Raw genomic sequence first — 23,558 nt, forward strand, 5'->3', positions numbered from 1 at the left:
ATCAGCGCACCCAGATCCGTATTCGAGTTACGCGACCCCGACATCAGGTTCGTCAGAACCTGCGTCCCCATGTCGAACTTCATCCCACACCCCCGCACACCAGAATGATCGTAAGTATGTTCACTTCTATCAACTTACATCGCTCGTGCAACGAGCAACGAGCGTGTTGTGACGTACCCATGACATACCGCCAGGTCGGGCGGCGAACGTTCAGCCCAGGTAGCCGGCGGCGCCGAGCCGGGGCAGGCTCGCCCAGGTCCGCGTCCCGCCGCCGGGTTCGCGGGAGTCACCAAAACCCCAGACCCCGCCGCACTCCCGGACCACCGCGCCCATGAGCCGCAGGGCCATCCGCCGCCGCGCCTCGCAGTGGGCGGCGAGCCGGGGGGTGGGCGTGGGGGGCGTGGCCGTCGTAGACGGTCAGGCGGAGCGAGTCGTCGCGATAGCGGACGGACAGGTACAGGCTCCGGCCGGGGTCCAGGCGCCAGGCCGCCGCGACCAGTTCCCCGGTGACTTGCAGGGCGGCGGGAGCGAGCGGATCGAGCCGGTACGCGTGCAGGACGGACCGTACGGCGGCCCGCGCGATCTGGGCGCTGTACGGGGCTCCGGGGACGGTGAGGCTGCACGTGAGGGTGTCGAGCACGGGCGGTTCGCCTGCGGCTGGCTCGGGCGGGGATGCGGGGCAGGCGGTGAAGGGGTTGCTGGGATGGCTGGGGTGGCTGGGGTGGCTGGGCTGGGCGGACATCGCGGACTCCCTGAGGTCGGAGGTGACTACGGCGAGTTCGACGCGCACGGATGGCCGACGCGGAGGCGGGGAGCGTGGCTCGTCGCCGAGGCCCGAGGCATGCTGCGGCGATGCACTTCAACTCCCCTGCGCGAGCGGTGCACTACCTAACGTAGCGCGAGCGGGCCACATTTGGCCCGTCCGACGGGAGAAATCATCCGTGCGTGGCCAGGCCGGGCACCGACACGCAAGACTGCACGCCATGACCGCGAGGACCGCACCCACAGAGCGTCAGAAGAGGCTGGGGTATGAGCTACGCAGGATGCGCACGTCGGCTGACCTCTCGGCCGAGTACGCGGCCGGACTGCTGGGCGTGGACCGAGGAGCCATCTCCGCCATGGAGTCCGGTACGCGCGCCATCTCCGCCGAGCGGTTGCGGACACTGGCCTGCAGCTGCGCCGTGACCGATGAGGAGCACATCGCAGGCCTGACGGCGATGGCCGCGCCCAGTCGCGGATGGTGGGACCGCTACCGGGGTCAACTACCGCAAGGGTTCCTGGACATCGCGGAGCTGGAGGCGCACAGCAGCCGCATGCGGGGCGCCTTTTCGGTGCACATGCCGGGGCTCCTCCAGACGTCGGACCACGCGCTTGCCGTATTCCGGATGGTCATCCCCCGCTTGCCTGAACACGAGGTAGCGCTGCGGCTGGCATTTCGCGCCGAACGCCAGCAGTTGTTGGACGGCGCCGGCGCGCGCGAGTTCGTCGCGATCGTGCACGAAGCCGCCTTGCGGATGCAGTTCGGCGGGCGTGGGGTTCTCCGCACTCAGCTGGAGCACTTGCTCGATCGGTCGGCGCAGGAGAACGTGACCCTACTCGTCATCCCGTTCGAAGCGGGTGGATTCCCGGGCGCGGGCCAGACCGTGCTCTACGCGGAAGGCCCCACCATGCAGCTCGACACCGTCCAGGTCGACAACGCGCACGGCCCCGACTTCCTCTACGCCGATGCACAACTCAGCAAGTACCGAGCACACTTCAACGTGCTGGAGAAACTCGCGCTGTCTCCAGAGGACTCCCGGAACTTTATCCACACCATCGCCAGCCAGCTGTGAGAGGGGACTGACTCCATGCCTGACGTGACCTGGGAGGAGCCGTTCTGCGGCGAAGGAAACTCCTGCTATCGAATAGGGGTGGACGGGGGCGGGAACAGCTACATCGCCATCGCCGGCCGGGAGGACACGTACCTCACCGACTCGGCGGACGCCCTCCGTCAACTGATCCGGGACATCAAGGCAGGCAAGGCCGACCACCTGCTGGCCGACTGAGGCCATGGCTCCGACCGCCTGGCGTCAGCCGCCCGCGGTGCGGGGGAAGGTGATCTCGACGCGGCGGTTCTTCTTGCGGCCCTCTTCGGTGCCGTTGTCGGCGATCGGGTAGTCCTCGCTGTACCCGCGTACGTCGAAGACGACGCTCGGGTTGGTGACGGTCTTGGCCAGCTCGGCCTGCACGGCGTCCGCGCGCTGCTTGGAGAGTTCCTTGCCGTGCTCGTAGCTGCCCTGGTCGTCGGTGAAACCGAAGACGCGGACGCGGGTCGCCTTCTGGCTGTTGATCTCGGCGGCGATGGCCTGTATCCGGGCGGCGGCCTGGGCGTTGAAGACGGCACTGTCCTCGGGGAACAGGACCTCGGACTGCAGCGCCATCATGACCGTCTGGTTGGTCTCCTGCCGGCGCTGCTCCCCGCCGAGGTCTTCGACGACTTCGGCGATGTCGAGCACCTTGGCGGGGGCGAGGGTGCCGCCCTGGGGGATCTTCAGGCCGGGCGAGCTGGAGTCGATGGGCACGGGAGCGGAGGCCGATGGCTCTGCGCCGGGGGGTACGGAGGGCTTGACTTCGTCGGCGTGGGCGGTGCTCACGCCGACGAAGTGGACCCCGGCGATGACGAGACCAACGACGGCCGTGGCGGCGGTGGTGCGGTGGCTTTTTGTCATGGGGTCACCCGGTGATCTTGACGGTGGCCGTGGCGAAGGTGGGCAGGTTGAACTCAACCTCTGCAGTCGTAGCCGGCGGCACGGGAAACTGCGCGAAGAAGGGGACCGATTTACCGGCCCCGATGGCGTTCACTCCCGTGGTGCAGAGACACCTTCCATCGGTATCACGCAGCACGTAATAGCGCTTCTTTCCTGCCTTATCGACGAGAGTTGCCCCGGCGACGGACTCGCCGCTACTGGTCAATTCATTGCCGCGCCAAGCAGTGGTGTGTGTGAAGTCCTTAGCGCCTGTGTTTTTGAGCTGCCCGCTGATCGTCAGGAATCCTCCCGCATCGCGTGTCGCCGAGTTGACCACAAGGACGACTCCCTCCTCCCCATTTGCAGTCGCCAGCACCTCAGTTGGCTCGGCTACTTGACTAGCGCTGGGTGCTGGTGCAGATGCGCCACCCCCCGACTGAGAGGTAGACGGCTTCTGAGACTCCTGCGGCTTCTTGTCGTCGCCGCTGCTGCATCCGGCGAGCATGAGAGCCAAGGCCGCCGCCACCACTACGGCCGATCCCCCACGGACCTTCACCATGTGCCGCATGCTCATCTACTCTGCTTCCTCACTCTGTCGTTCACTGTCAGTCAACCAGTCGCACGGCGAAAAATGTCCGCGCCAAGGTGCGCCAGGGTTCGGGCTTTGCAGGGTCGAACTTGATGATCCCACCGCCCTTGCATTTGATCTCGACGGAGACGGGCTTCTGCTCAGCATCGGGAGACGGCGACGGCGACGGATCAGAGCCCGCCGCCCCCAAGTGGCAGCGAGGTTCTATGACCGCCGTGGCATTGGCCGTGCCGTGCAGCCCACTGGCCCCGGGGACCACAGAGTCTCCAACCGTGCCTGTGGTTGTCACCTCGACTCTGAATCGCGGCAGACTCGGCTCGCACTGAGCCGTGGCATCGTTCTTCGCGGCGAAGTCACGGGCTGCGGCGCAGGCGCCACCCGCATCCAAGAGCCCACCTTCGAGGAGCCTTTGCCACCCATCCGGCTTGAGCGTGAGTAGATCAATTCCTGGCACCAGATGGTCTCTGGCATCACGAGCTGCCGCCAGTGCCGCAGCGTCCGCAGCGCCTTGTGCATCGCTCCGTACGACCGAAGCCCGGCCGACGACGAAGAGGGCCAACGCAGCAAAGAGCAGACCTACCACCACCACGATGTAGATAGGGAAAGCCTGCCCGCGGTCGCCGACCCTGCACCGGATCACTTGCCCGCGGTAATCCCGGCGATCTGGTCCTTGATCTTGTTCGTGATGCCTTGACCGATCCCCGTACCGACCATCGCCCCGATGATGACAACGACCACCAAGATGATCCCCAGATACTCGAAAGCCGTCTGGCCGCGATCCCTCGCGCCCGTGCCCGCGTAGCGCTTGCGCATCCTCGCCAGGGTGTTCTGCAACATGGGGGTTTCCTCCCGGGCCGGTGCCACTGCTGGTGTGCGGACGGTACGGCGTGTCACCAGTCGTAACCAAGGGTCCCGGGACCCAAATACGGACCCATTGCGCACTCCGTCTACCCATGACCGGTCACTCCTGGACGGGCGGTTCCCAGCCAGCGGGCTATGGCCTCGCTGCGCGTGGTGCTCTGGAGCTTCGCGAAGATGCGGTTGATGTGGTTCTTGACCGTCTTCTCGCTGATGAAGCAGGCGGCGGCGATCTGCTGGTTGTTCATCCCGGACGCGATCAGATCCATGACCTCCACCTCCCTCGAACTCAGCCCGAAGACAACAGAGTTGTGCATCCGCTCTGACGAGGGTGCCACAGTTCGTTGCTGTTGCGAAGAGGACCGGAGTTCGGTGAGGAGGGCGCTCGCCGCCGTCGGGGTGAAGTGGGGGCGGCCTTCGGGGGCGTCGCGGACCGCGCGCAGCAGGTCGTCGGCGGTGAACTCGCCGTGGACGAGGTAGCCGCCCGCGCCCAGCAGCAGGGTCTCGCGGACGATTTCCGCTTCCCGGCTGTACGTCAGCATCAGCACCGGAGCCAGCTGTACGAGGTGCGGCAGGGCCGAGATGCCGTCCACCCCCGGCATCCGGACGTCCAGGAGGACCACGTCCGGGGCGTGCCGGCGGGTCAGGCTCAGGGCCTCGCGGCCGTCGCCCGCCTGCGCTATGACCTCGATGTCCTCGGTCGCCGCGAGTATGGCCGCCAGGCCCGCCCTGATGACCGGGTTGTCGTCGGCGATGAGCACGCTCAGTCGGGCGGCCACGGCTCAGCCACCCCCGAACAGCGCGTCGAAGTCGACGTTCGCGCCGTAGACGAAACCGCACACCAGCAGGATGAGCGTGCCCGGCAGCATGAACATCGTCACCGCGAACGTGGCCTTCGGAACGGCCCGGGCGGCCCGCCGCCGGGCGTTCTGGGCGTCCGTACGCCGCATGTCGTCGGCGATCGCGATGAGGGTGTCCACGATCGGGGAGCCGAGTTCCTCGCCTTGTTGGAGGGCGGTCACGAACTGGGCGACCTGTTCGCTGTCGTTGCGGCGGCGCAGCTCGTCGAAGGCCTGGCGGCGGCTCACGCCCATGTCCATCTGCTGCAGGGTGATCCGGATCTCGTCCGCCCACGGGCCCTCGTACTTGTGCGCCACCCGCTCCAGCGCCTGCCGGAAGCCGAGCCCCGCGCTCACCACCACCGCGAGCACGTCCAGGAAGTCCGGCAGGGTCCGCTCGATGTGGTCGCGGCGGACCCGGATCGCCGACCACAGCCCGACCTCGATCCAGAACAGGCCGAAGGCGACCATGAGGAGGGCCGGTACGAGCTGCCCGTTGATCAGCATCGAGAAGGCGCCCAGGGCGCCGAGGGCCCCGTACACCGCGCGGCGCGCCGCGTAGCGGTCGATCGTCAGGCCGGCCGGGTTGCCCGCCATGTCGATCTGGCGGCGCTTGCGGGCCACCTGGCCCGGGCCCATCAGGCGCAGGACCGCCGGGGCCCAGCGGATGCCCATCCGGTCCACGAGCGAGCCGACGGCCGTCGTGCGGGTGGCGCCGACCTCCAGGGCCAGCGCGAGGTCGGTGGGCAGTTTGACGTCGGCCCGGTAGAGCCGGATCCCGTGGAAGACGCCGAGGACGGACAACGCCAGGGCCACGGCCAGGAGGAGAGCGATCACGACGGCAGCAGCCCCCTCACACGTCGATCTTGGAAAGGCGGCGGATGAGGACGAAGCCCAGGCTGAACAGGCCGAGGGCGATCAGGACCGCCGTCTGGCCGATGAAGGCACCGGTCATACGGTCCAGCGCGCCCGGCATCATCATGTCCACGAGCAGGAGCGAGCCCAGGCCGATGGCCGGGACCAGGTACGCGGTCACCGTGACCTGGGACAGCTGCGTACGGATCTCCCGGCGGGTCTCCTTGCGCTGCTCGAGGGTCACCGTGAGGTTGCGCAGGCTCTCCACGATCGTGCCGCCCGCACGGGCGGACAGGACGAGGGTGGAGACCAGGACGACGAGCTCCCGCGAGGGCAGCCGTTCGGTCAGTTCGCCCAGGGACTCCTCGATGGAGTGGCCGACGGCGAGGCGGTTGGCGACGCGCGCGAGTTCCTCGCCCGCCGGGGCCTCCAGCTCCTCCGCCGCCATGCCGATGGCCGTACGCAGGGCCAGCCCGGCCTGGGTGGCGTTGGCGAGGATGCGGGCCAGGTCGGGGAGCTGGTTGATGAACCGCTCGGTGCGGCGGGTGCGCTGCCAGTTGAGGAACGCGTTCGCCGCCCACAGGCCGATCAGGCCGGCCACCGGGCCGAAGAAGGGCGCCAGGAAGGACGCGGCGACGAGCCAGACGCCGACGACGGCGGCGCACATGGAGACGAAGAACTCCCCGGCCGTCAGGTCGAGGCCGGTCACCGCGAGCTTGATCTCGATGCGGCGGCCCAGCTTCGTCTTGCGCAGCCGCCGGTCGACTCCGGCGAACCGGCGGCGCCGGCCGGCGGGCGCCGGGGCGCCGGTCGCCGAGAGCCGTTCGATGAGCGCGGCGCGCTGGGCGCGGCCCGCCGCGTAGGCGTGTACGCCCAGGACCACGAGCAGGCAGGCCAGGAGCGTGGCGCCGAGGGTGAGGAGGATGGTTGCGTTCACAGGGCGGTCCGGGTGATGCGGGGAGTGGTGAGGGGGCCGGTGACCGGGCCGGTGCCGGGGCCGGGCGCCGGACGGGTGAGGGGGCCGGTGAGGGGGCCGGTGAGCGGGTCGTCGTCCGGCTGGGCGACGCCGAAGGCCTGCGGGATCGGCTGGTTGTACATGTAGAGGCGTTCCGCGATCGGACGGGGCAGCGGGTAGTACGCGAAGTAGCCGTGGACGCGTGCGTCCGACCCCATGGGCTGGGCGACGAAGCGGCACACGGTCGTGATCCGGAAGGGCTCACGGCCGTGCGATTCGAGGATCGAGATCTCCGTGATGCGGCGCGAGCCGTCGCCGAAGCGGGTGAGCTGCACGATGACGTTGACGGCGCTGTTGATCTGGTCCTGGAGCGCCTCGAAGGGGATCTCGACCTCCGACATGGAGGCGAGGGTCTGCAGGCGCATCAGGGCGTCGGCGGAGCTGTTGGCGTGCACGGTGGCCAGGGAGCCGTCGTGGCCGGTGGACATGGCCTGGAGCATGTCGAGGGTCTCGCCGCCGCGGACCTCGCCGACGATGATGCGGTCGGGGCGCATGCGCAGGGAGTTGCGTACGAGGTCGCGGATGGTGATCTGCCCCTTGCCCTCGACGTTCGCGGGGCGGGATTCCAGGCGGATCACGTGCGCCTGCTGGAGCTGGAGCTCGGCGGAGTCCTCGATGGTGATGATGCGCTCGCCCTCCGGGATCAGGCCGGAGAGGGCGTTGAGCAGGGTCGTCTTGCCGGTGCCGGTGGCGCCGGAGACGATCACGTTCATCTTCGCCGCGACCAGCCCCGACAGCAGCAGGAGCATCTGCTCCTCCAGCGAGCCGAGGGCGATCATCTCGTGCAGGGTGAAGGCCCGCGGGAAGCGGCGGATGGTGAGGGTGGCACCGGTCAGGGACAGCGGCGGGATGATGACGTTGACCCGCTCGCCGCTGGGCAGCCGGGCGTCGACCATCGGATTGGCCTCGTCGACGCGGCGGTTGACCGTGGAGACGATGCGCTCGATGGTCTGCATGAGCTGCTCGTGCGAGGCGAAGCGCAGGGGCAGTTGCTCGACGCGGCCCGCGCGCTCGACGAAGATCTGGTCGGGGCCGTTGACCATGATCTCGGAGATCGACGGGTCTTCGAGGAGCGGCTCGAGCACGCCGAGGCCGAGGGCCTCGTCGACGACCCGGCGGATCAGCTGCGCGCGCTCGACGGTGGAGAGGACGGGCCCTTCGCGGCTGATGATGTGCCCGAGTACGCGCTCCAGGCGCGCCCGGCGTTCGGCGGGCGCGAGCGCGGACATCTCGGCGAGGTCGATCTCCTCCAGCAGCTTGGCGCGGTACGAGGAGACCAGGCGGCCGTCCTCCCGCGGGCTGTGGCGGTCGTCGGGGGTGTTGACCCGGGATCGCAGGCTCATGGTCGGGGGCCCTTCGGGTCGTCGTTGGGCATGACGGCCGTCGCCACGGCGGCCGGTATGTCCAGCCCGGGCACGATGGCCTTGATCTCGATCCTGGCCACCGCGGTCACGGTGTCGGAGTCCTTGGAGACGTCGACCTTCGCGCCGAGGCTCGCCTTCACGGCCGCCTCGCCCGCGGCCTTGCCTCCGCTGCCCTTGCGGGCCTCCACCCGGGCCGCCGTACGGGCTGCCGTGTCGGCCTGTTCGTGGACGTGCGCCACCCAGCCCAACTGGATCCCGCACAGGGCGACGAACAGCAGGATCGGCACGAAACCGATGTACTCGATGGCCACTTGGCCCCGGTCGGAGCGCATGCGCCGCTTCACGTCAGTTCCCCTCCCTCTCCATGGCCGCGCCGGCCGTGCCGCGGATCTCGCCGAAGTTGAGCCCCGGGTAGAGGACGGGGATCTGGAGCGTCACCGTCGCCTTGTAGAGGTCGCCCGCGGGGCCGCAGTCGGTGGTCATCCCCCAGGCGTCCGAGACGTGCTCCCGCGCGGCCGCCACGCAGGCGCCGTCACCGGTCACCGCCCCCGCCCGCGCCGCCTCGTCCGCCGCATTGCCCGCCAGGGAGAACGCGTAGCCGATCAGGACGCACTCCCACACCGCCGCCACGAGCAGCAGGATCAGCGGCACGGTGCCGGCGAACTCGATCGCCACCTGGCCCCGGTCCCGGTCCCGCGCCCCTCTCCGTCCTCCCCGTGGCGACATGGTTCAGCCCTCCCGGCCGCGGCGCAGCCGCGCCACGGGGCCCGCGGCGCGGACCGCCAGCGAAGCGCCGGTGCCGGGGCGGGCGCCGGTGCCGGCGGGCTGCGGACCGTTGGCCTCCGGCGGCGACAGCAGGCCCAGTTCCCCCGCCAGGGCCCACAGGGCCTGCTTGACCGTGGAGCGGTTGTCCAGGTCCTGGACCCGGCCCGCGTCGACCACGGCCTGGAGTTCCTTGAAGGCCGCCGGGACGGGGGTGCGGGTGGCGCGGGTTTTGGTGATCTTCTCGATCAGGGCGGGCTGTATCTCGGTGTGCTTGCTCCAGCGGTTGACGACCATCGCGGTGTCCTCGGCCTTGCGCACCTGGAGCCGTTCCCACATCCGGACCATCCGCTTGGCCGCCCGCACGGCCACCACGTCCGGGGTGGTGACCAGCACTGCCACGTCGGCCGTTTCCACCGCGGCGGCGTTCGCGCCGGTCACCTGGGTTCCGCAGTCGATGACGACGAGTTCGTAGCGGGCGCGCAGGGCGCCGATGACGAGCCGCGCGGCCCGTTCGTCGACCTCCTCGCCGCGTTCCCCGTCCGCCGGGGCCAGCAGCAGGGCCACGCCGGTGAGGTCGTCGTACACCGCGTCCTGGAGGACCCGCGGCGAGATGTCCTGGATCCCGGCGAGGTCGGCGATCGAGCGCCGGAACTGCACGTCGAGGTAGGAGCCCACGTCGCCTGCCTGGAGGTCCAGGTCGACCAGGGCGGTACGCCGCCCCGAGGCGGCCGCGGCCAGCGCGAACTGCACGGCGGTGAAGGTGGTCCCCACGCCCCCCTTGGCCCCGCTGACCGTGACCACCCGGCCGCCGGGCCCCGAGAAGGCCTCGGCCGCGCCCCGCCCGAGGTGGCGGCGTACGCCCACGGACCACTGGGCGGCGGCCTGGACCCGGGCCGCGAGTTCCTCGTACGTGAGCGGAAGGCCGATGAGGCCCCGCGCCCCGGAGTCCATCGCCGCGGAGAACAGGGCCGGTCCGGCGTCCGAGCTGACCAGGACGACGCCGACGGCCGGGAAGCGCAGGGCGACCTCCCGGATGAGTTCCAGGGCGGGCGCCGGGCCGATGCGCTCGTGGACGAGGACGACCTCGGGGAGTTCGTCGATCGATTCGGCGGCGAGCCGGCCGAGGGTGTCCAGCAGGGTGGTGGAGTCGGGGACCGGGACGGCGGGTTCGGAGTCCGGGAGCTGGCTCAGCAGGGTCACGAGGGCGCGCGCGGCGTCCGGGTCGCCGGCCGCGGGCAGGATGCGGATGGTCATCGGGGCCGCCTCACTTGTCCCCGTCGAGGGTGTACGTGCGCTCGGCCGGGCTGGGCGCCGAGTCGGTGCCGGGGGCCACCAGGGCCAGGCGCACGTGCTCCGCGAAGGATTCGGCGTACGCGACGCGCTGGGTGTCCTTGGTGCCCAGGGCGAAGGTGATCGGGACGGCCTCGGCGGGGCCCTTGCGGTCGCTGTCCTTCTCGAGGGCGGTGAGCTTGCCGACGCCCAGCACCCGGGCGTTGGCGACGATGATCACCGACCGGGAGGGGTCGGTGTCCTTGGCGCCCTTGAAGGTGGCGATGATGTTGACCTTGGCGCCGGAGGTGATCTTGCCGGCCACGCCCGTCGCCGCGTCGATCATGATGGCGATCTCCTGCTCACCGGGCTGGAGCTGGGGCCGGTCCACGAACATGTCCGCCTGGAGCAGCGAGCCCTTCTTCAGGGTGGTCAGCGCGATCTTGTCCTTGAGGGCGCCGAGATCGGTGACGGCGGTCTCCGACAGCCACCGCTTGGGCACCGTGACCTCCTCGAACTGCCCTGCCGCGAGCGGGCTGTACGGGGCGATGTCGCCCTTGACCCGGTACGCGACGACCTCGGACCCGACCTTGGAGTTGACGTCGCCGATCACCACGAGGACTCCGGCGAAGGCCCCCAGGGCGCACAGGACCGACAGGAGCAGCAGAATGACGCCGCGGCGCTGGCGTGAGTTCATGGTCCGTACTACCTCGCCGTTCTTCGTTCGTTCGTCGGGTCGGATCGGTCAGGGTCTGGATCGGGCGGTGCCCGCCGGTGCTGTCGGCGGTGGTGCGTTCAGCGGTGCGGCGCAGAATCCGCAGCGATCGCCGATGAGTTCGAATCCGCACCAGCGGCATTCCTCGCGGCGGACCGAGGCGACCAGCTGGTAGAGCACGGAGATGTCCGGGATGCCGGCCGCGAATTCGACGAGTTTGGGGGTGCCCCACCAGCCGGGCGAGTGGGCGGGCAGCGGGTTCTCCATGACGCCCTGCACCTGCCAGGCGGGGGCGAGTTCGGCCGCGACCCAGTCCGAGGCGAGCTGGCCGCGGGCGAAGGTGAGGTGGGTGGCGAACTCGGGTCCGGCGGGCAGCACGGCCCCGCTCCCGTGCCCGCTCCCGTGCCCGCCGCCGTGCGCGCCGCCGTGCGCGCCGCCGGACCGGCCGGAGCTGCCGGAGCCGCCCAGCCTGGCCAGGTGCGGCGTCGGATGGGCGAGTACGGCGAACTGCGCGCTCGGCGACCAGGACCTGGCGTGCGCCTTGAGCCCGACGGGAACCCGGTCGAGTTTGGCGACCGAGCCCAGCAGGGCGCCCGCGTAGATGTAGTGGGACAGCAGCCGGGCGGCGGAGGCGATGACTCCGGGGCTGAAGTCGCAGACGCTGAGCTGGCGCAGCTGACGTACCAGCAGGGCGGTGCCCAGGGGCGGCAGATCGATGCCGAGGAGCGCGATCCGGTCGGTTTCGAGGATGGCGCGGACGGTGTGCAGCCGCTGGACGGCGGCCCGCGGCAGCCAGGGCGGTACGACGGCCACGAGATGGCCGTGGCGCTCCAGCAGGGCGCTGGTCCGGTCGAGCGCGCCGGCGAGGTCGAGCTGATCGGGCGGGGGCAGTACGGCCGCTCCGGGCGTGTGCCGGTCGGGGGCGGGAAGGACCAGATCGGCGCTGGTGACAGCGATGGCGGTCGGCACGCGAATCCCCCCGTTCACCCCGTGCGCCACGGCCGTTCGCGTAGCCGTCGCGCACACGCACACACTGCGCGACCGCAAACGATCGCCGCGCTTCCCCCCTTGCCTCAGCACCATATCCGCGTCACCGCCGACGGGGCAGGGGCTTGGTAATTCCCGTGCCACCAGCACATGTCACAGGTGGCGGGAAACCCGGACAACAGGGATCGGACGATGGAGCATTTCCAGCCACATCGCAAAGACTCTTGACACGGGGATTGGTCTGGACCAACTTGGCTGCGCCAGGCCTTTCCCGGGGCGCCCCCACGCGTCCCTCCCTCCCCTCACCCCTTTTCCTCCCCCCACCGGAGCCCACGTGAACCGCATACGCTCCCTCGCCCTTCTGGCCGCCGCCACCCTCACCGCGGGCGGCCTCACCGCCCTCGCCACCGGCACCGCACAGGCCGCGGACATCAACGTCGCCCGCAACGGCGGCTTCGAGTCCGGGCTCGCCAACTGGTCCTGTTCCGCCGGAAGCGGCGCCTCCGTCTCCTCGCCGGTCTACGCCGGAGCCGGCGCCCTCAGGGGCACCCCGGCCGGATCCGACAACGCCCGCTGCAGCCAGACCGTCACGGTCAAGCCGAACTCGACGTACACGCTGAGCACGCAGGTCCAGGGCAGCTACGTCTACCTCGGCGCGACCGGGACGGGCACCCAGGACGTCTCCACCTGGACCCCCGGCTCGGGCGCGGGCTGGCAGAAGCTCTCCACCACCTTCACCACCGGCCCCGCGACCACCCAGGTCACCGTCTACACCCACGGCTGGTACGGCCAGCCGGCCTACACCGTCGACGAGTTCAGCGTCTTCGGCCCGGACGGCGGCGGTGGCACCGACCCGGGCCCGTCCGTCCCGGGCGCCCCGTCCGGGACCGCTGTTTCCGGACAGAGCTCGAGCGGTCTCACCCTTTCGTGGAGCGCGGTCAGCGGGGCCACCGGCTATTACGTGTATCAGGACGGCGTCCGCGTCCGCACGGTGTCCTCGGCGAGTGCCCAGATCACCGGGCTCGCCGCCTCGACCTCGTACTCCTTCCAGGTGAGCGCGTACAACGCGGCGGGCGAGGGCCCCAAGTCCGCGCCCGTCACCGGCACCACGACCGGCGGCGGGGGACCGAACCCGAACCCGGGCGTCCCCCAGCACGCGCTGACCGGCTACTGGCAGAACTTCGACAACGGGGCGACCGTCCAGAAGATCTCCGACGTCTCGGCGCAGTACGACATCATCGCCGTCTCCTTCGCCGACGCCACGGCCACGCCGGGCGCCATCGCCTTCAACCTCGACTCGGCCGGACTCGGCGGCTACACCGTCGCCCAGTTCAAGGCGGACATCGCCGCGAAGAAGGCGGCCGGCAAGTCGGTCATCCTCTCCATCGGCGGCGAGAAGGGCACGATCTCGGTCAATGACTCCGCCTCCGCGACCAACCTGGCCAACTCCGCGTACGCGCTGATGCAGGAGTACGGCTTCTCCGGCATCGACATCGACCTGGAGAACGGCCTCAACCCGACCTACATGACGCAGGCGCTGCGCGCGCTGTCGGCGAAGGCGGGCCCCTCGCTCGTCATCACCATGGCCCCGCAGACCATCGACATGCAGTCCCCGCAGGGCGGCTACTTCAAGACGGCCCTGAACATCAAGGACATCCTCACCGTCGTGAACATGCAGTACTACAACAGCGGCTCGATGAACGGCTGCGACGGGAAGGTGTACTCCCAGGGCTCGGTGGACTTCCTCACCGCGCTGGCCTGCATCCAGCTGGAGGGCGGCCTGGACCCCTCCCAGGTCGGCATCGGTGTCCCGGCCTCACCGAGCGGGGCGGGCAGCGGCTACGTCTCCCCGACCGTCGTCAACAACGCCCTGGACTGCCTGACCCGCGGGACGGGCTGCGGCTCCTTCAAGCCGTCGAAGACCTACCCGGGCCTGCGCGGCGCGATGACCTGGTCGACGAATTGGGACGCCAAGGCGGGTAGTGCCTGGTCCAACGCGGTGGGTCCCAAGGTCCACAGCCTCCCCTAGGCGGTAGGTGTGGGGGTGGCCGGTTTCGGGTCGGCCGACACAGCGTGCTATTGACCTGCACATGCCACAAGAGCACGCTGTGCGCGTCCGCACGGCTACCCCCACACTCCCCACCCAGGAGAACGCATGCGGCTCCACTACCGCCGAAGGGCCGCCGTCACGGCGGCCCTGCTGGCGCTCGCACTGGGCGCACCCGCCTACGGAATGAGCGCGACGGCGTCCCCACCGCCCACCCCGTCCACCGCCACCCAGGACGAGGCCATCGTCCAGTACCGGATCCACGGCCCCGCCACGGCGGCCGACCGCACCGCCCTGCTCCGGACGGGCGTGTCGATCGACGAGGTGGACGACCACACGGTCGTGGTCAGCGCCGACACCATGCAGGCCAAGAACCTGCGCGGGCTGGGCTACCAGCTCACCGCGCTGCCCGGCCCGCCGGAGCGCTCCCAGCCCGGGATCGCGGTGAGCCCGATGGACTTCCCCTCGGCGGACTCCCGGTACCACAACTACGCCGAGGCCAATGCCGAGATCGACCAGCGCATCGCCCAGTACCCCGGGATCATGAGCAAGCGGGTGATCGGGAAGTCGTACCAGGGCCGGGACCTCGTCGCCATCAAGATCAGCGACAACGTCGCGACGGACGAGGCCGAGCCCGAGGTGCTCTTCACCCACCACCAGCACGCCCGCGAGCACCTGACCGTGGAAATGGCCCTGTACCTGCTCAAGGAGTTCGGCTCCAAGTACGGCACCGAATCGCGGATCACCAACGCCGTCAACGGCCGCGAGATCTGGATCATCCCGGACCTCAACCCGGACGGCGGCGAGTACGACATCGCCACCGGCTCCTACCGGTCCTGGCGCAAGAACCGCCAGCCGAACTCCGGCTCCTCGTACGTCGGCACGGACGAGAACCGGAACTGGAACTACAAGTGGGGCTGCTGCGGCGGCTCCAGCGGCAGCAGGAGCTCCGAGACCTACCGCGGACCGGCCGCCGAGTCGGCGCCCGAGGTGAAGGCGGTCTCGGACTTCGTGCGCAGCCGGGTCATCGGCGGCAAGCAGCAGATCAAGGCCGCGATCGACTTCCACACGTACAGCGAACTGGTGCTGTGGCCCTTCGGGTACACGTACAACGACACGGCGCCGGGTCTGACCGCCGACGACCTCGCCGCCTTCAAGAAGGTCGGCACCAGCATGGCGGCGAGCAACGGCTACACCCCGGAGCAGTCGAGCGACCTGTACATCACGGACGGCACGATCGACGACTGGCTGTGGGGCGACCAGAAGATCTTCGGCTACACCTTCGAGATGTACCCGGCGAGCTCGGGCGGCGGCGGCTTCTACCCGCCCGACGAGGTGATCGACCGCGAGACCGCCCGCAACAAGGACGCGGTGCTCCAGCTGCTGGAGAACGCGGACTGCATGTACCGCTCGATCGGCAAGGAAGCCCAGTACTGCACCGCCTGACCACCGCACGCACGGAACAACGCGGAACGGCACGGAACGGCACTGCACAGCACGGCACGCACCGGGGCGCCCCACCGCCAGGGGGGCGCCCCTCCGCACGGCTCAGCCGAGGACGGCGAGCGCGTCGATCTCGACGAGCAGCCCGGCCGGCAGGCCCACGTACACGGTGGTCCGGGCAGCGGGGGCCTCCTTCAGGCCCTGCTCCTCGAAGTACGCGTCATAGATCTCGTTCATCTCGGCGAAGTGGCCCGTGTCCGTCAGGTAGACGCGGATCATCATCACGTCGTCCCAGCCCGCTCCGCCCGCCTCGAGGACCGAGCGGACGTTCTCCAGCGTCTGGAGGGTCTGCTCGCGCAGCGTCGGCCCGGCGGGGGTGGGCGGCTGCCCGTCGATGTGCGGGAGGAAGCCGACCTGCCCGGCGACCTGCAGGATGTTCCCCTTGCGCACGCCGTGCGAGAACCGCGCGGGCGGGAGGGGGTGGGTGGCGGGGGTGACGGCGGTCTTCTTCGCGTCCACGAGTCCTCAGTCCTCTTCCTGTTCCTGTCCCTGTTCCTGTTCCTGTTCCTGTTCCTGCTCCTGCTCCTGCTCCTGCTCCCGTGATCCCGAATAGTCCCGGCTGACGGACTGCGCGGTGGCCCGCACGAGCGGCAACAGTCGGATGAGCTCCTCGGCGGTGACGACCACACTGGGCGCGGACACCGACAGCGCGGCGACGACCCGCCCGTCCGGCCCGTGCACGGGCGCGCCGAGGCAGTTGATGGACTCCTCGTGGCCCCCGAGGTCAGCGGCCCAGCCCTGTTCGCGGACGAGGTCCAGCTCGCGCAGGAAGGCGTCGGCGTCAGGGGTGGAGCGGGCGGTGTAGCGCGGATAGTCGATCCGCGCCGCGAGGCTCCTGCGCTCGCCCTCGGGGAGGTCGGCGAGGAGCAGCTTCGCGACGGCGGCGACGGTCAGGGGCACGGGCTTGCCGATGCGGGAGTACATGCGGACGGGGTATCGGCTGTCGACCTTGTCGATGTACACGACCTCGTCGTCCTGGAGCAGGGCGAGGTGGACGGTGTGCCCGGTGGCCTTGTTCAGCGCGAGGAGGTGGGGGTGCGCGATCTCCCGTACGTCGAGGTTCTCGACGGCCTCGGCGGCGAGCGCGAACAGCTGCGCGCCCAGCCGGTACCGGCCGTCGGGCTGCCGGTAGACGAAGCCGCGCTCGTGCAGGGTGCGGAGCAGGCGCAGTGCGGTGCTCTTGTGCACGGCGAGCTCGTCGGCGACCTGCCCGAGGCCGGCGGGGCCCTTGGCGAGCAGCGGCAGGATCCCGAGCGCCCGCTCCACGGACTGACTCATGCGGTGCGCCCTCCTCGTCGTGCGGCGTTGACCCACCGTCACCCGGGATGTTAGACAGCACGCAGCGGCATACGCAACGACCGTTGCACACAGCGCAACCCCGAAAGGGCATCCCATGGCCAGCGACCCCGTCAAGGACCTCGCCGACGAGCCGGTCGACCACCGGTTCAAGGGCCTCCCCCCGGACGCCACCGCGGCCGGCCTCACCGTCGGCGGGCTCGCCTCGCAGCGCCGCGACCTGTACACCGGCGGGTTCACCACCCCCGTCCTGACCCTCGACGCGGACGCGCTGGAGCACAACCTCACCGCGCTGGGCACGTACGCCGCCCGCCACTCCCTCGCCTTCGCCCCGCACGGCAAGACCTGCATGGCACCGCAGCTCTTCCGCCGCCAGCTGGACCACGGCGCGTGGGGCATCACCGTGGCCATGCCCCATCAGGCCCGCGTCTGCCGGGCCTTCGGCATCCGGCGGATCTTCCTGGCCAACGAGCTCGTGGACGCGCCCGCCCTGCACTGGGTCGCCGGGGAACTCGCCTCCGACCCCGGCTTCCGGTTCGTCTGCTACGTCGACTCCGTCCGCGGGGTCGAACTCATGGACGCCGCCCTGCGCGACCGCGGCGCCACCGTCGACGTCGTCCTCGAACTCGGCGCCGGCGCCGAGGGGCGCACGGGGATCCGTACCGACGCCGAATGCCAGGCCGTCGCCGACGCCGTCGCCGCGGCCCCCACCCTGCGCCTGGCCGGTGTGGCCGGCTACGAGGCCACCATGCCCGGAGCCGACGCCGACAGCGTCCGCGGCTGGCTGCGCCGCCTCACCGCGCTCGCCGCCGACCTCGACAAGCAGGGCCACTTCACCGGCACCGGCCTCGACGAGGTCATCGTCAGCGCCGGCGGCAGCGAATGGTTCGACGCCGTAGCCGAGGTCTTCACCGAGATCCCGGAGCTGTCCCTGCCCGTCCTGCCGCTGCTGCGCTCCGGCGCGTACGTCTCCCACGACCACGGCTGGTACTCGGGCCTGACCCCCTTCAACCGCGTCCCCGAGGAAGGCGGCCTGCTCCCCGCCTTCCGGCTGTGGACCCAGGTCGTCTCCCGCCCCACCCCCGGCCAGGCCTTCGTCAACGCCGGCAAGCGCGACATCGCCTACGACCTGGGCCTGCCCGAGGTGCTCACCGTGCGCAGCGCCCGCGACGGCGCCGAGCGCGCCGCGACCGGCATCCGGGTGACCAAGCTGTCCGACCAGCACGCCTGGATCGAGACGGACGCCGACGCCACCACACTGGAGGTCGGCGACTGGGTCTCCCTCGGCATGGCCCACCCCTGCACCATCTTCGAGAAGTGGCCGCTGATCCCGGTGGTGGAGTCCGACGGCACGGTCGGCGACTACGTCCGCACCTTCTTCTGAGGCCCCGCCGTGGACCTGGTCATCCGCGGGGCCCGCGTCCTCGACGGCACGGGCGGGCCCTCGTACACCGCGGACGTCGGCGTGCACGAGGGCCGGATCGCCGAGATCGGGCGGATCCCGGCCGGGGGCCGCCGGACCCTCGACGCGCACGGCCTCGCCCTCGCCCCCGGCTTCGTCGACATGCACGCCCACAGCGACCTCGCGCTGCTGCGCGACCCGGACCACAGCGCGAAGGCCGCCCAGGGCGTGACCCTCGAAGTCCTCGGCCAGGACGGCCTGTCCTACGCCCCGGCCGACGACCGCACCCTGGACGGGGTACGGGCCGCCATCGCGGGCTGGAACGGGCCGGGGGACGACATCGACTTCGACTGGCGCACGGTCGGCGGCTACCTCGACCGGCTGGACCGGGCCCATGGCGGTCAGGGCTGCGCCGTCAACGCCGCCTACCTCGTCCCGCAGGGCACGGTCCGCGCCTACGTCCTCGGCTGGGACGACCGCCCGGCGACCGCGGCCGAACTGGACCGCATGCGGCACCTGGTCGCCGACGGCCTGGCCGAGGGCGCCGTCGGCATGTCCTCCGGCCTGACCTACACCCCCGGCATGTACGCCTCCGGGGCCGAACTGACCGAGCTGTGCCGCGTCGTGGCCCGGTACGGCGGCTACTACTGCCCCCACCACCGCTCGTACGGCCACGGCGCGCTGGCCGCCTACGCCGAGATGGTCACCCTCACCCGGGAGGCCGGCTGCGCCCTGCACCTCGCGCACGCCACCATGAACTTCGGCGAGAACCGGGGCCGCGCCCCCGAACTGCTCGCCCTGCTCGACGCGGCCCTGGACGACGGCTGCGACATCACCCTCGACAGCTACCCGTACACCCCCGGCTGCACCACCCTCGCCGCCCTCCTGCCCGGCTGGGCCCACGCGGGCGGCCCGGAGGCGGTCCTGGCCCGGCTGCGCGACGACGCCGAAGCCGAGCGGATCCGGTACGCGCTGGAGGTGACCGGCGCCGACGGCTGCCACGGGGTCCCCGTCGACTGGTCGACGATCGAGGTCTCCGGCGTCGCGGACCCGGCCTTCGCCGCGTACGTCGGCACGCGGCTCGACGGCTGGGACACCGCCCGGCGGCTGCTGCTCGGCGACCGGCTCGCGCCCTCGGTGCTCCAGCACGTGGGGCACGAGGAGAACGTCCGGGCGATCATGCGCCACCGCGTCCACACCGGCGGCTCCGACGGCATCCTGCAGGGCGCGAAGCCGCACCCGCGCGCCTACGGCACCTTCCCGCACTACCTCGGCCACTACGTCCGCGAGCTCGGCGTGCTCACCCTCGAGGAGTGCGTCGCGCACCTGGCCGGCCGCCCGGCGGCCCGCCTGCGCCTGCCCGACCGGGGCGTGGTCCGCGTCGGCCACCGGGCCGACCTGGTCCTCTTCGACCCGGACACGGTCGCGGCCGGGTCCACGTACGAGAACCCGCGGGCGCTGCCCACCGGCATTCCGCACGTCCTGATCGACGGGCGCTTCGTGATGCGGGACGGGCGCCGCACGGACGTCCTGGCGGGACGCTCGGTACGCCGCACGGACGTCCTGGCCGCACGCTCGGTACGCCGCACCCCGCTTCCCGCTCCCCCACCCGGGTGACAACTGCGCATTTACGATGACCGGATGGTCGCCTTCGCCCTCGCCGCCCTGTTCTTCCTCGCCTTCTGCGCAAGCGCCCGAAGGGACCGCCGCCGCTTCAGCAACGCGGTGTTGTTCGGCCTGACCTTCATCACCTCCTCCTTCGCCCTGCTGCTCCAGGTACCCGCGCTGCCGGAGTGGCTGGCCGTGCCCGTGGTCGTGCTCGTCTTCGCCGTCCCCACCCTCGGCACCCTCGCGCTCGGCGTCTTCCTCATCGCCAACGGCCTGACGATGATCCGCAAGGAAGGCAGCCGCCCGCCGAACCTGCTGTCGATGCTGGCGGGGCTCGGCATCTTCGGGATGATCGCGCTGCTGCTCCTCGTGGGCCGGTACGGCTCCCCCCTCGCGGACGGCATAGCCGCGACCCTCACCCTGGTCGTCGCCTACGTCTCCTTCGTCTTCCTGTGCTTCCTCGGGTACGCGTTCCTGTACGGGCGGATCAGGGTGCGCGGCGACGTCGACCACGTGGTGATGCTGGGCTCGGGCCTGATCGGCGGCGACCGCGTGCCGCCGCTGCTCGCCTCGCGGCTGCGCAAGGGGCAGGAGATCTACGAGGCCCAGCTGGCCCGCGGCAGCCGGCCGCCGGTGCTGCTGGTCTCGGGCGGCAAGGGCTCGGACGAGCGGGTCTCCGAGGCCCGGGCGATGGCGGACTGGCTGATCGCGGAGGGTGGCGTTCCCGCGGAGCACATCCGGCTGGAGGACCGGTCCCGGACGACGGAGGAGAACATGCGGTTCTCCCGCGAACTGATGCTGGCCGACGACCCGCACTACCGGTGCGTGGTGGTCACCAACAACTTCCACGCCTTCCGCGCCGCGATGATGGCCCGCAAGGCCGGGGTGAACGGGCAGGTGCTCGGCTCGCCGACGGCGAGGTACTTCTGGCCGAGCGCCACGATCCGCGAGTTCGTCGCGGTGTTCTGGGAGCACAAGGCCGTGAACCTGGGGATCTGCGGCCTCCTGGTGGCCCTGGGCGCACTGGCGACGATCACCGCCTGAGCCCTCCGCGGGCTCCTCCATTCGGGCCAAGGTGCGTTCATGGAGCCGCGGCCGGAGGATGGGGCAAAGGACCACCGGGGGACATCGGAGGAGGTACGCGATGGACAGTGAATCGGACCAGCAGCCCACGCGGTCGGACCGGCTCTTCACGGGCGGGGAGCGACCGTACGACCCCGAGGACCTCGTGATGGCGACAGGCCACGACCCGACTCCGGAGCGGGTCGAGAAGGCGCGCCGGCTGATCGAGAAGGAAGGCCCGCAGGTCATCGAGCGCTACCTTCCGTAGCGCTCCACACCAACGCTGCTGGCACCCCGGCCCGAGGTCACCCTCGGGTCGGGGTGTTTTCGCGTGGGGGGGCCGCGGGCGGCGTGGGGTGCGGGCGGGTGATGGCGGGTGATGGCGGGTGATGGCGGGGTGCGGACGGACCGGACCGCATCCAGACTCGGTGAAGAGTCGTTAGCGCTCCGGGGGACACAACCCTAAGGACAGGTGAATGCACGCTCTCGATGTCGACTGGGACCACCCCACGGACCCGCGCCCCGGCCCGCGGCTCGACCACGTCCGCGCGTACACGAGCACGGCGGGCGCCGACGGGCATCTGTGGCACGGAGTGCCCACCCTGCTGCTCACCACGGTCGACCGCGCCACCGGCCGGACGGTCCGCACCCCGCTGATCTATGGCGAGGACGCGGACCGCCTGATCGTCGTGGCCGCCGCGTACGGCGCCCCGGAGCACCCGGCCTGGTACGGGAACCTCACCGCCCACCCGGAGGTCCGCGTCCAGGTGGGCGCCTCCGTCTCCCGAGCCGTGGCGCGCACGGCGACGCCCGGCGAGCGGGAGATGTACTGGGACATGATGACGGGCCTGTGGCCCGCCTACGAGGACGACCAGACGGCGGCGGCGCCCCGCGTGATCCCGCTGGTGATCATCGAAAGCAGAAACGGTTGGTCGGACCTCTAGCCGGCCTGCTCCACGCCGCTGTCGTCGCGGTACTTGCAGGGAACTCGCCGTTGGCGGCGGCGACGGCAGCGGCGGAGGAGCGGTGTCGCGAAGCTTCATGACGGGGTGTCACGCGCGGTCGTACACGGTGACCTCCACGTCCCGCGCGCAGAGCGCGTCGGTGATGAGCGGTTCGATGCGCGACCAGGTGCCGCCGGCAAGCCCGCACCCGATGCGCGGCATGTGGACACTGGCGCCCCGCTCGATGGCGTGATCGCCCAGCGCGGCGAGGCAGCGCGCAACGGCGTCGTAGCGGCGTCGTAGCGGATCGGCGGGCCGCCGCTGCCGGTGCGGATCCCCCGCTGGCCGACCATGTTGGCCACCCACACATCGGGCTTCACCCGCACCACTTGCACGGCCCCGAGCCCGAAGTCGTTCCCGCTGCGCCCCCGATGCCAGGCCCGGTAAGCAGCCTCCGGCTCCGCCCACCGCCGCGAAACGGCGAGCACGAACCCCTTGCCCCAGCCCCCGAGGTCGTTGCAAAAAGATATGCGGGACCACTGACATCGGGACGGGTGGACGGGAGCGGGGCTTCGGGGAGCCTGATGCCCTCGAGGCTCATCAGAGAGGGTTTGGGGGTTTCCCGTCAGTCCCACTGTCTCTCCGGGGCGGGCCGGCCTGTCAAGGGCGCTCCCTTCGGTCGCGTCGCTGCGCGATGGCCTTCGGCCACCCTTGACAGACCGTCCCGCCCCGGAAAGCCAAGGACTGTCGGGAAGCCCCCAAAAGAACGGTCCACGGGTTCACGATCACGGGCAGGGGGCATCAGCGATCCAGGGCCCGGTCGCGGGTGCCACACCCCAACCCGGCCCGACCGGAAACCGAAGGCGGGGCGGGGGCGGGGGCCGACATGCGCGCCAGATCGCTACGCGCTCCTCACGTCTCAGCGTCCGACGGCCGCCTGGGCCCCTACCCGCACCAGAAGGTGATGAGAAGCCCCGGGGAGCGGGTGGGCGCGCCCGATCGCTACGCGCTCCTCACGTCTCAGCGTCCGACGGCCGCCTGGGCCCCTACCCGCACCAGAAGGTGATGAGAAGCCCCGGGAAGGGGGTGGGGCGCGTCAGATCGCTACGCGCTCCTCTCGTCTCAGCGTCCGGCGGCCATCTGGGGACCAACACGCACCGAATGGGGCACCCTTGCCCCCTCCTCGCCCTTGCGGGTGGTCGTAGGCGCAGGAAGCGCCCTATCGGAGTCTGACGCCGGTATTTCCGCCAACAGACTCCGTCAACTGATCCATTCACCTCCCCCGCCCGCCCAAATAGGGCAAATTGTCCGCTGTCGCGTGAGGGGGCATCCGAGGCGACCGTGGGCGGCATATGTCCGGCCCCAGACGGCCGTCGGACGCCGAGACGTGAGAAGCGCGTAGCGATCGGACGCGCCCCCCCTCCCCGGGGGCTTCTCATCACCCTCTGGTGCGGGTATCGGCCCCAGACGGCCGCCGGACGCTGAGACGTGAGGAGCGCGTAGCGATCTGGCGCGTAGGCGGTGCCCCGGCTTCGCTTTCAGGTGGGGCCGGGCGGGGGCGTGCCGACCAAGGGCCAGGCCCTGCCTCGCTGATGTCCCCCGATTGGTCCCTGGAACCCGTGGACCGTTCTTTTGGGGGCTTCCCGACAGTCCTTGGCTTTCCGGGGCGGGACGGCCTGTCAAGGGTGGCCGAAGGCCATCGCGCAGCGACGCG

General features: G+C 70.7%; 25 protein-coding genes and 1 pseudogene. 9 read left to right on the top strand and 17 right to left on the bottom strand.

The window, feature by feature from the left end; translation table 11 throughout:
- Window positions 1-286: 286 nt before the first annotated feature.
- Window positions 287-742 carry an ATP-binding protein gene (locus ACZ6I1_RS33430; protein ID WP_469292750.1) on the bottom strand — a complete coding sequence of 152 codons (456 nt, stop codon included), beginning with the start codon at window positions 740-742 and terminating at the stop codon, window positions 287-289.
- A 241-nt stretch (window positions 743-983) separates the two neighbouring features.
- Between ACZ6I1_RS33430 and ACZ6I1_RS33435 the strand changes: the two genes are divergently transcribed.
- Both ACZ6I1_RS33435 and ACZ6I1_RS33440 read left to right on the top strand, forming a co-directional pair.
- Window positions 984-1,832, top strand: a complete 849-nt coding sequence (locus ACZ6I1_RS33435) for a helix-turn-helix domain-containing protein (protein WP_469292751.1) — start codon at window positions 984-986, stop codon at window positions 1,830-1,832.
- A gap of 15 nt (window positions 1,833-1,847) precedes the next feature.
- Window positions 1,848-2,045: a hypothetical protein gene (locus ACZ6I1_RS33440; RefSeq protein ID WP_257554461.1), complete on the top strand. Its 198-nt coding sequence runs from the start codon at window positions 1,848-1,850 to the stop codon at window positions 2,043-2,045.
- A gap of 24 nt (window positions 2,046-2,069) precedes the next feature.
- Here the strand turns inward: ACZ6I1_RS33440 and ACZ6I1_RS33445 are convergent, their stop codons facing one another.
- The 13 genes from ACZ6I1_RS33445 to ACZ6I1_RS33505 all read right to left on the bottom strand — a co-directional run bounded on the left by ACZ6I1_RS33445 (window position 2,070) and on the right by ACZ6I1_RS33505 (window position 11,964).
- Window positions 2,070-2,708, bottom strand: a complete 639-nt coding sequence (locus ACZ6I1_RS33445) for an OmpA family protein (RefSeq protein WP_469292753.1) — start codon at window positions 2,706-2,708, stop codon at window positions 2,070-2,072.
- Window positions 2,709-2,712: 4 nt separating this feature from the next.
- Window positions 2,713-3,300 (bottom strand): hypothetical protein, encoded by a 588-nt coding sequence (locus ACZ6I1_RS33450; RefSeq protein WP_469292755.1) that lies wholly within the window; start codon window positions 3,298-3,300, stop codon window positions 2,713-2,715.
- A 31-nt stretch (window positions 3,301-3,331) separates the two neighbouring features.
- The gene (locus ACZ6I1_RS33455) at window positions 3,332-3,955 is read right to left on the bottom strand and encodes a pilus assembly protein TadG-related protein (RefSeq protein ID WP_469292757.1); all 624 of its coding nucleotides are present in this window, start codon (window positions 3,953-3,955) and stop codon (window positions 3,332-3,334) included.
- Window positions 3,952-4,152: a hypothetical protein gene (locus ACZ6I1_RS33460; protein WP_469292758.1), complete on the bottom strand. Its 201-nt coding sequence runs from the start codon at window positions 4,150-4,152 to the stop codon at window positions 3,952-3,954. Before ACZ6I1_RS33460 ends, ACZ6I1_RS33455 begins: the two co-directional genes overlap by 4 nt.
- A gap of 110 nt (window positions 4,153-4,262) precedes the next feature.
- A complete protein-coding gene (locus ACZ6I1_RS33465; protein WP_469292759.1) occupies window positions 4,263-4,952 on the bottom strand; it encodes a response regulator in 690 nt (229 codons plus the stop codon).
- A gap of 3 nt (window positions 4,953-4,955) precedes the next feature.
- Window positions 4,956-5,846 (bottom strand): DUF5936 domain-containing protein, encoded by an 891-nt coding sequence (locus ACZ6I1_RS33470; protein WP_469292784.1) that lies wholly within the window; start codon window positions 5,844-5,846, stop codon window positions 4,956-4,958.
- Between the two features lie 19 nt (window positions 5,847-5,865).
- Window positions 5,866-6,804, bottom strand: coding sequence for a type II secretion system F family protein (locus tag ACZ6I1_RS33475; protein ID WP_469292761.1), 939 nt, complete (start codon window positions 6,802-6,804; stop codon window positions 5,866-5,868).
- Entirely contained in the window at window positions 6,801-8,225 is a 1,425-nt protein-coding gene (locus ACZ6I1_RS33480) for a CpaF family protein (RefSeq protein ID WP_469292762.1), read from the bottom strand. Before ACZ6I1_RS33480 ends, ACZ6I1_RS33475 begins: the two co-directional genes overlap by 4 nt.
- Entirely contained in the window at window positions 8,222-8,590 is a 369-nt protein-coding gene (locus tag ACZ6I1_RS33485) for a TadE/TadG family type IV pilus assembly protein (protein ID WP_469292764.1), read from the bottom strand. Before ACZ6I1_RS33485 ends, ACZ6I1_RS33480 begins: the two co-directional genes overlap by 4 nt.
- 1 nt (window position 8,591) lies before the next feature.
- Window positions 8,592-8,921, bottom strand: coding sequence for a TadE/TadG family type IV pilus assembly protein (locus tag ACZ6I1_RS33490; RefSeq protein WP_469292766.1), 330 nt, complete (start codon window positions 8,919-8,921; stop codon window positions 8,592-8,594).
- 54 nt (window positions 8,922-8,975) lie between these two features.
- Window positions 8,976-10,265, bottom strand: coding sequence for an AAA family ATPase (locus ACZ6I1_RS33495; protein WP_469292768.1), 1,290 nt, complete (start codon window positions 10,263-10,265; stop codon window positions 8,976-8,978).
- Between the two features lie 10 nt (window positions 10,266-10,275).
- Window positions 10,276-10,977 carry a Flp pilus assembly protein CpaB gene (gene cpaB / locus ACZ6I1_RS33500; protein WP_469292770.1) on the bottom strand — a complete coding sequence of 234 codons (702 nt, stop codon included), beginning with the start codon at window positions 10,975-10,977 and terminating at the stop codon, window positions 10,276-10,278.
- A gap of 48 nt (window positions 10,978-11,025) precedes the next feature.
- Entirely contained in the window at window positions 11,026-11,964 is a 939-nt protein-coding gene (locus ACZ6I1_RS33505; RefSeq protein ID WP_469292771.1) for a hypothetical protein, read from the bottom strand.
- A 352-nt stretch (window positions 11,965-12,316) separates the two neighbouring features.
- Between ACZ6I1_RS33505 and ACZ6I1_RS33510 the strand changes: the two genes are divergently transcribed.
- Both ACZ6I1_RS33510 and ACZ6I1_RS33515 read left to right on the top strand, forming a co-directional pair.
- On the top strand, window positions 12,317-14,011 hold the full coding sequence (locus ACZ6I1_RS33510; protein ID WP_469292772.1) for a chitinase: 1,695 nt from the start codon (window positions 12,317-12,319) through the stop codon (window positions 14,009-14,011).
- 126 nt (window positions 14,012-14,137) lie between these two features.
- Entirely contained in the window at window positions 14,138-15,475 is a 1,338-nt protein-coding gene (locus ACZ6I1_RS33515) for a M14 family metallopeptidase (RefSeq protein ID WP_469292773.1), read from the top strand.
- A gap of 102 nt (window positions 15,476-15,577) precedes the next feature.
- On the opposite strand, the gene ACZ6I1_RS33520 is transcribed toward ACZ6I1_RS33515, so the two are convergent.
- Together ACZ6I1_RS33520 and ACZ6I1_RS33525 are read right to left on the bottom strand one after the other, a co-directional pair.
- Entirely contained in the window at window positions 15,578-15,991 is a 414-nt protein-coding gene (locus tag ACZ6I1_RS33520) for a RidA family protein (protein WP_469292774.1), read from the bottom strand.
- Between the two features lie 6 nt (window positions 15,992-15,997).
- A complete protein-coding gene (locus tag ACZ6I1_RS33525; protein WP_469292776.1) occupies window positions 15,998-16,810 on the bottom strand; it encodes an IclR family transcriptional regulator in 813 nt (270 codons plus the stop codon).
- Between the two features lie 115 nt (window positions 16,811-16,925).
- Between ACZ6I1_RS33525 and ACZ6I1_RS33530 the strand changes: the two genes are divergently transcribed.
- The 5 genes from ACZ6I1_RS33530 to ACZ6I1_RS33550 all read left to right on the top strand — a co-directional run bounded on the left by ACZ6I1_RS33530 (window position 16,926) and on the right by ACZ6I1_RS33550 (window position 21,844).
- Window positions 16,926-18,212, top strand: coding sequence for an alanine racemase (locus tag ACZ6I1_RS33530; protein WP_469292778.1), 1,287 nt, complete (start codon window positions 16,926-16,928; stop codon window positions 18,210-18,212).
- A gap of 9 nt (window positions 18,213-18,221) precedes the next feature.
- Complete coding sequence (locus ACZ6I1_RS33535) at window positions 18,222-19,847, top strand: N-acyl-D-amino-acid deacylase family protein (protein WP_469292780.1); 1,626 nt, start codon at window positions 18,222-18,224, stop codon at window positions 19,845-19,847.
- Between the two features lie 24 nt (window positions 19,848-19,871).
- On the top strand, window positions 19,872-20,882 hold the full coding sequence (locus ACZ6I1_RS33540) for a YdcF family protein (RefSeq protein WP_469292782.1): 1,011 nt from the start codon (window positions 19,872-19,874) through the stop codon (window positions 20,880-20,882).
- A gap of 100 nt (window positions 20,883-20,982) precedes the next feature.
- The gene (locus tag ACZ6I1_RS33545; RefSeq protein ID WP_361764096.1) at window positions 20,983-21,168 is read left to right on the top strand and encodes a hypothetical protein; all 186 of its coding nucleotides are present in this window, start codon (window positions 20,983-20,985) and stop codon (window positions 21,166-21,168) included.
- A 208-nt stretch (window positions 21,169-21,376) separates the two neighbouring features.
- Window positions 21,377-21,844, top strand: coding sequence for a nitroreductase/quinone reductase family protein (locus ACZ6I1_RS33550; protein WP_469292783.1), 468 nt, complete (start codon window positions 21,377-21,379; stop codon window positions 21,842-21,844).
- 108 nt (window positions 21,845-21,952) lie between these two features.
- Here ACZ6I1_RS33550 and ACZ6I1_RS33555 read toward each other — a convergent pair.
- A pseudogene (locus tag ACZ6I1_RS33555) lies at window positions 21,953-22,374 on the bottom strand (macro domain-containing protein).
- Between the last annotated feature and the right edge of the window lie 1,184 nt (window positions 22,375-23,558).

It is taken from the genome of Streptomyces sp. NPDC046303, from assembly GCF_055588085.1.

Coding starts and splice junctions, on each gene's coding strand:
- ACZ6I1_RS33525 (WP_469292776.1), bottom strand. CDS start 16,810: ATGAGTCAGTCCGTGGAGCGGGCGCTCGGGATCCTGCCGCTGCTCGCC.
- ACZ6I1_RS33440 (WP_257554461.1), top strand. CDS start 1,848: ATGCCTGACGTGACCTGGGAGGAGCCGTTCTGCGGCGAAGGAAACTCC.
- ACZ6I1_RS33515 (WP_469292773.1), top strand. CDS start 14,138: ATGCGGCTCCACTACCGCCGAAGGGCCGCCGTCACGGCGGCCCTGCTG.
- ACZ6I1_RS33460 (WP_469292758.1), bottom strand. CDS start 4,152: ATGTTGCAGAACACCCTGGCGAGGATGCGCAAGCGCTACGCGGGCACG.
- cpaB (WP_469292770.1), bottom strand. CDS start 10,977: ATGAACTCACGCCAGCGCCGCGGCGTCATTCTGCTGCTCCTGTCGGTC.
- ACZ6I1_RS33450 (WP_469292755.1), bottom strand. CDS start 3,300: ATGAGCATGCGGCACATGGTGAAGGTCCGTGGGGGATCGGCCGTAGTG.
- ACZ6I1_RS33545 (WP_361764096.1), top strand. CDS start 20,983: ATGGACAGTGAATCGGACCAGCAGCCCACGCGGTCGGACCGGCTCTTC.
- ACZ6I1_RS33435 (WP_469292751.1), top strand. CDS start 984: ATGACCGCGAGGACCGCACCCACAGAGCGTCAGAAGAGGCTGGGGTAT.
- ACZ6I1_RS33550 (WP_469292783.1), top strand. CDS start 21,377: ATGCACGCTCTCGATGTCGACTGGGACCACCCCACGGACCCGCGCCCC.
- ACZ6I1_RS33530 (WP_469292778.1), top strand. CDS start 16,926: ATGGCCAGCGACCCCGTCAAGGACCTCGCCGACGAGCCGGTCGACCAC.
- ACZ6I1_RS33480 (WP_469292762.1), bottom strand. CDS start 8,225: ATGAGCCTGCGATCCCGGGTCAACACCCCCGACGACCGCCACAGCCCG.
- ACZ6I1_RS33495 (WP_469292768.1), bottom strand. CDS start 10,265: ATGACCATCCGCATCCTGCCCGCGGCCGGCGACCCGGACGCCGCGCGC.
- ACZ6I1_RS33430 (WP_469292750.1), bottom strand. CDS start 742: ATGTCCGCCCAGCCCAGCCACCCCAGCCACCCCAGCCATCCCAGCAAC.
- ACZ6I1_RS33540 (WP_469292782.1), top strand. CDS start 19,872: ATGGTCGCCTTCGCCCTCGCCGCCCTGTTCTTCCTCGCCTTCTGCGCA.
- ACZ6I1_RS33445 (WP_469292753.1), bottom strand. CDS start 2,708: ATGACAAAAAGCCACCGCACCACCGCCGCCACGGCCGTCGTTGGTCTC.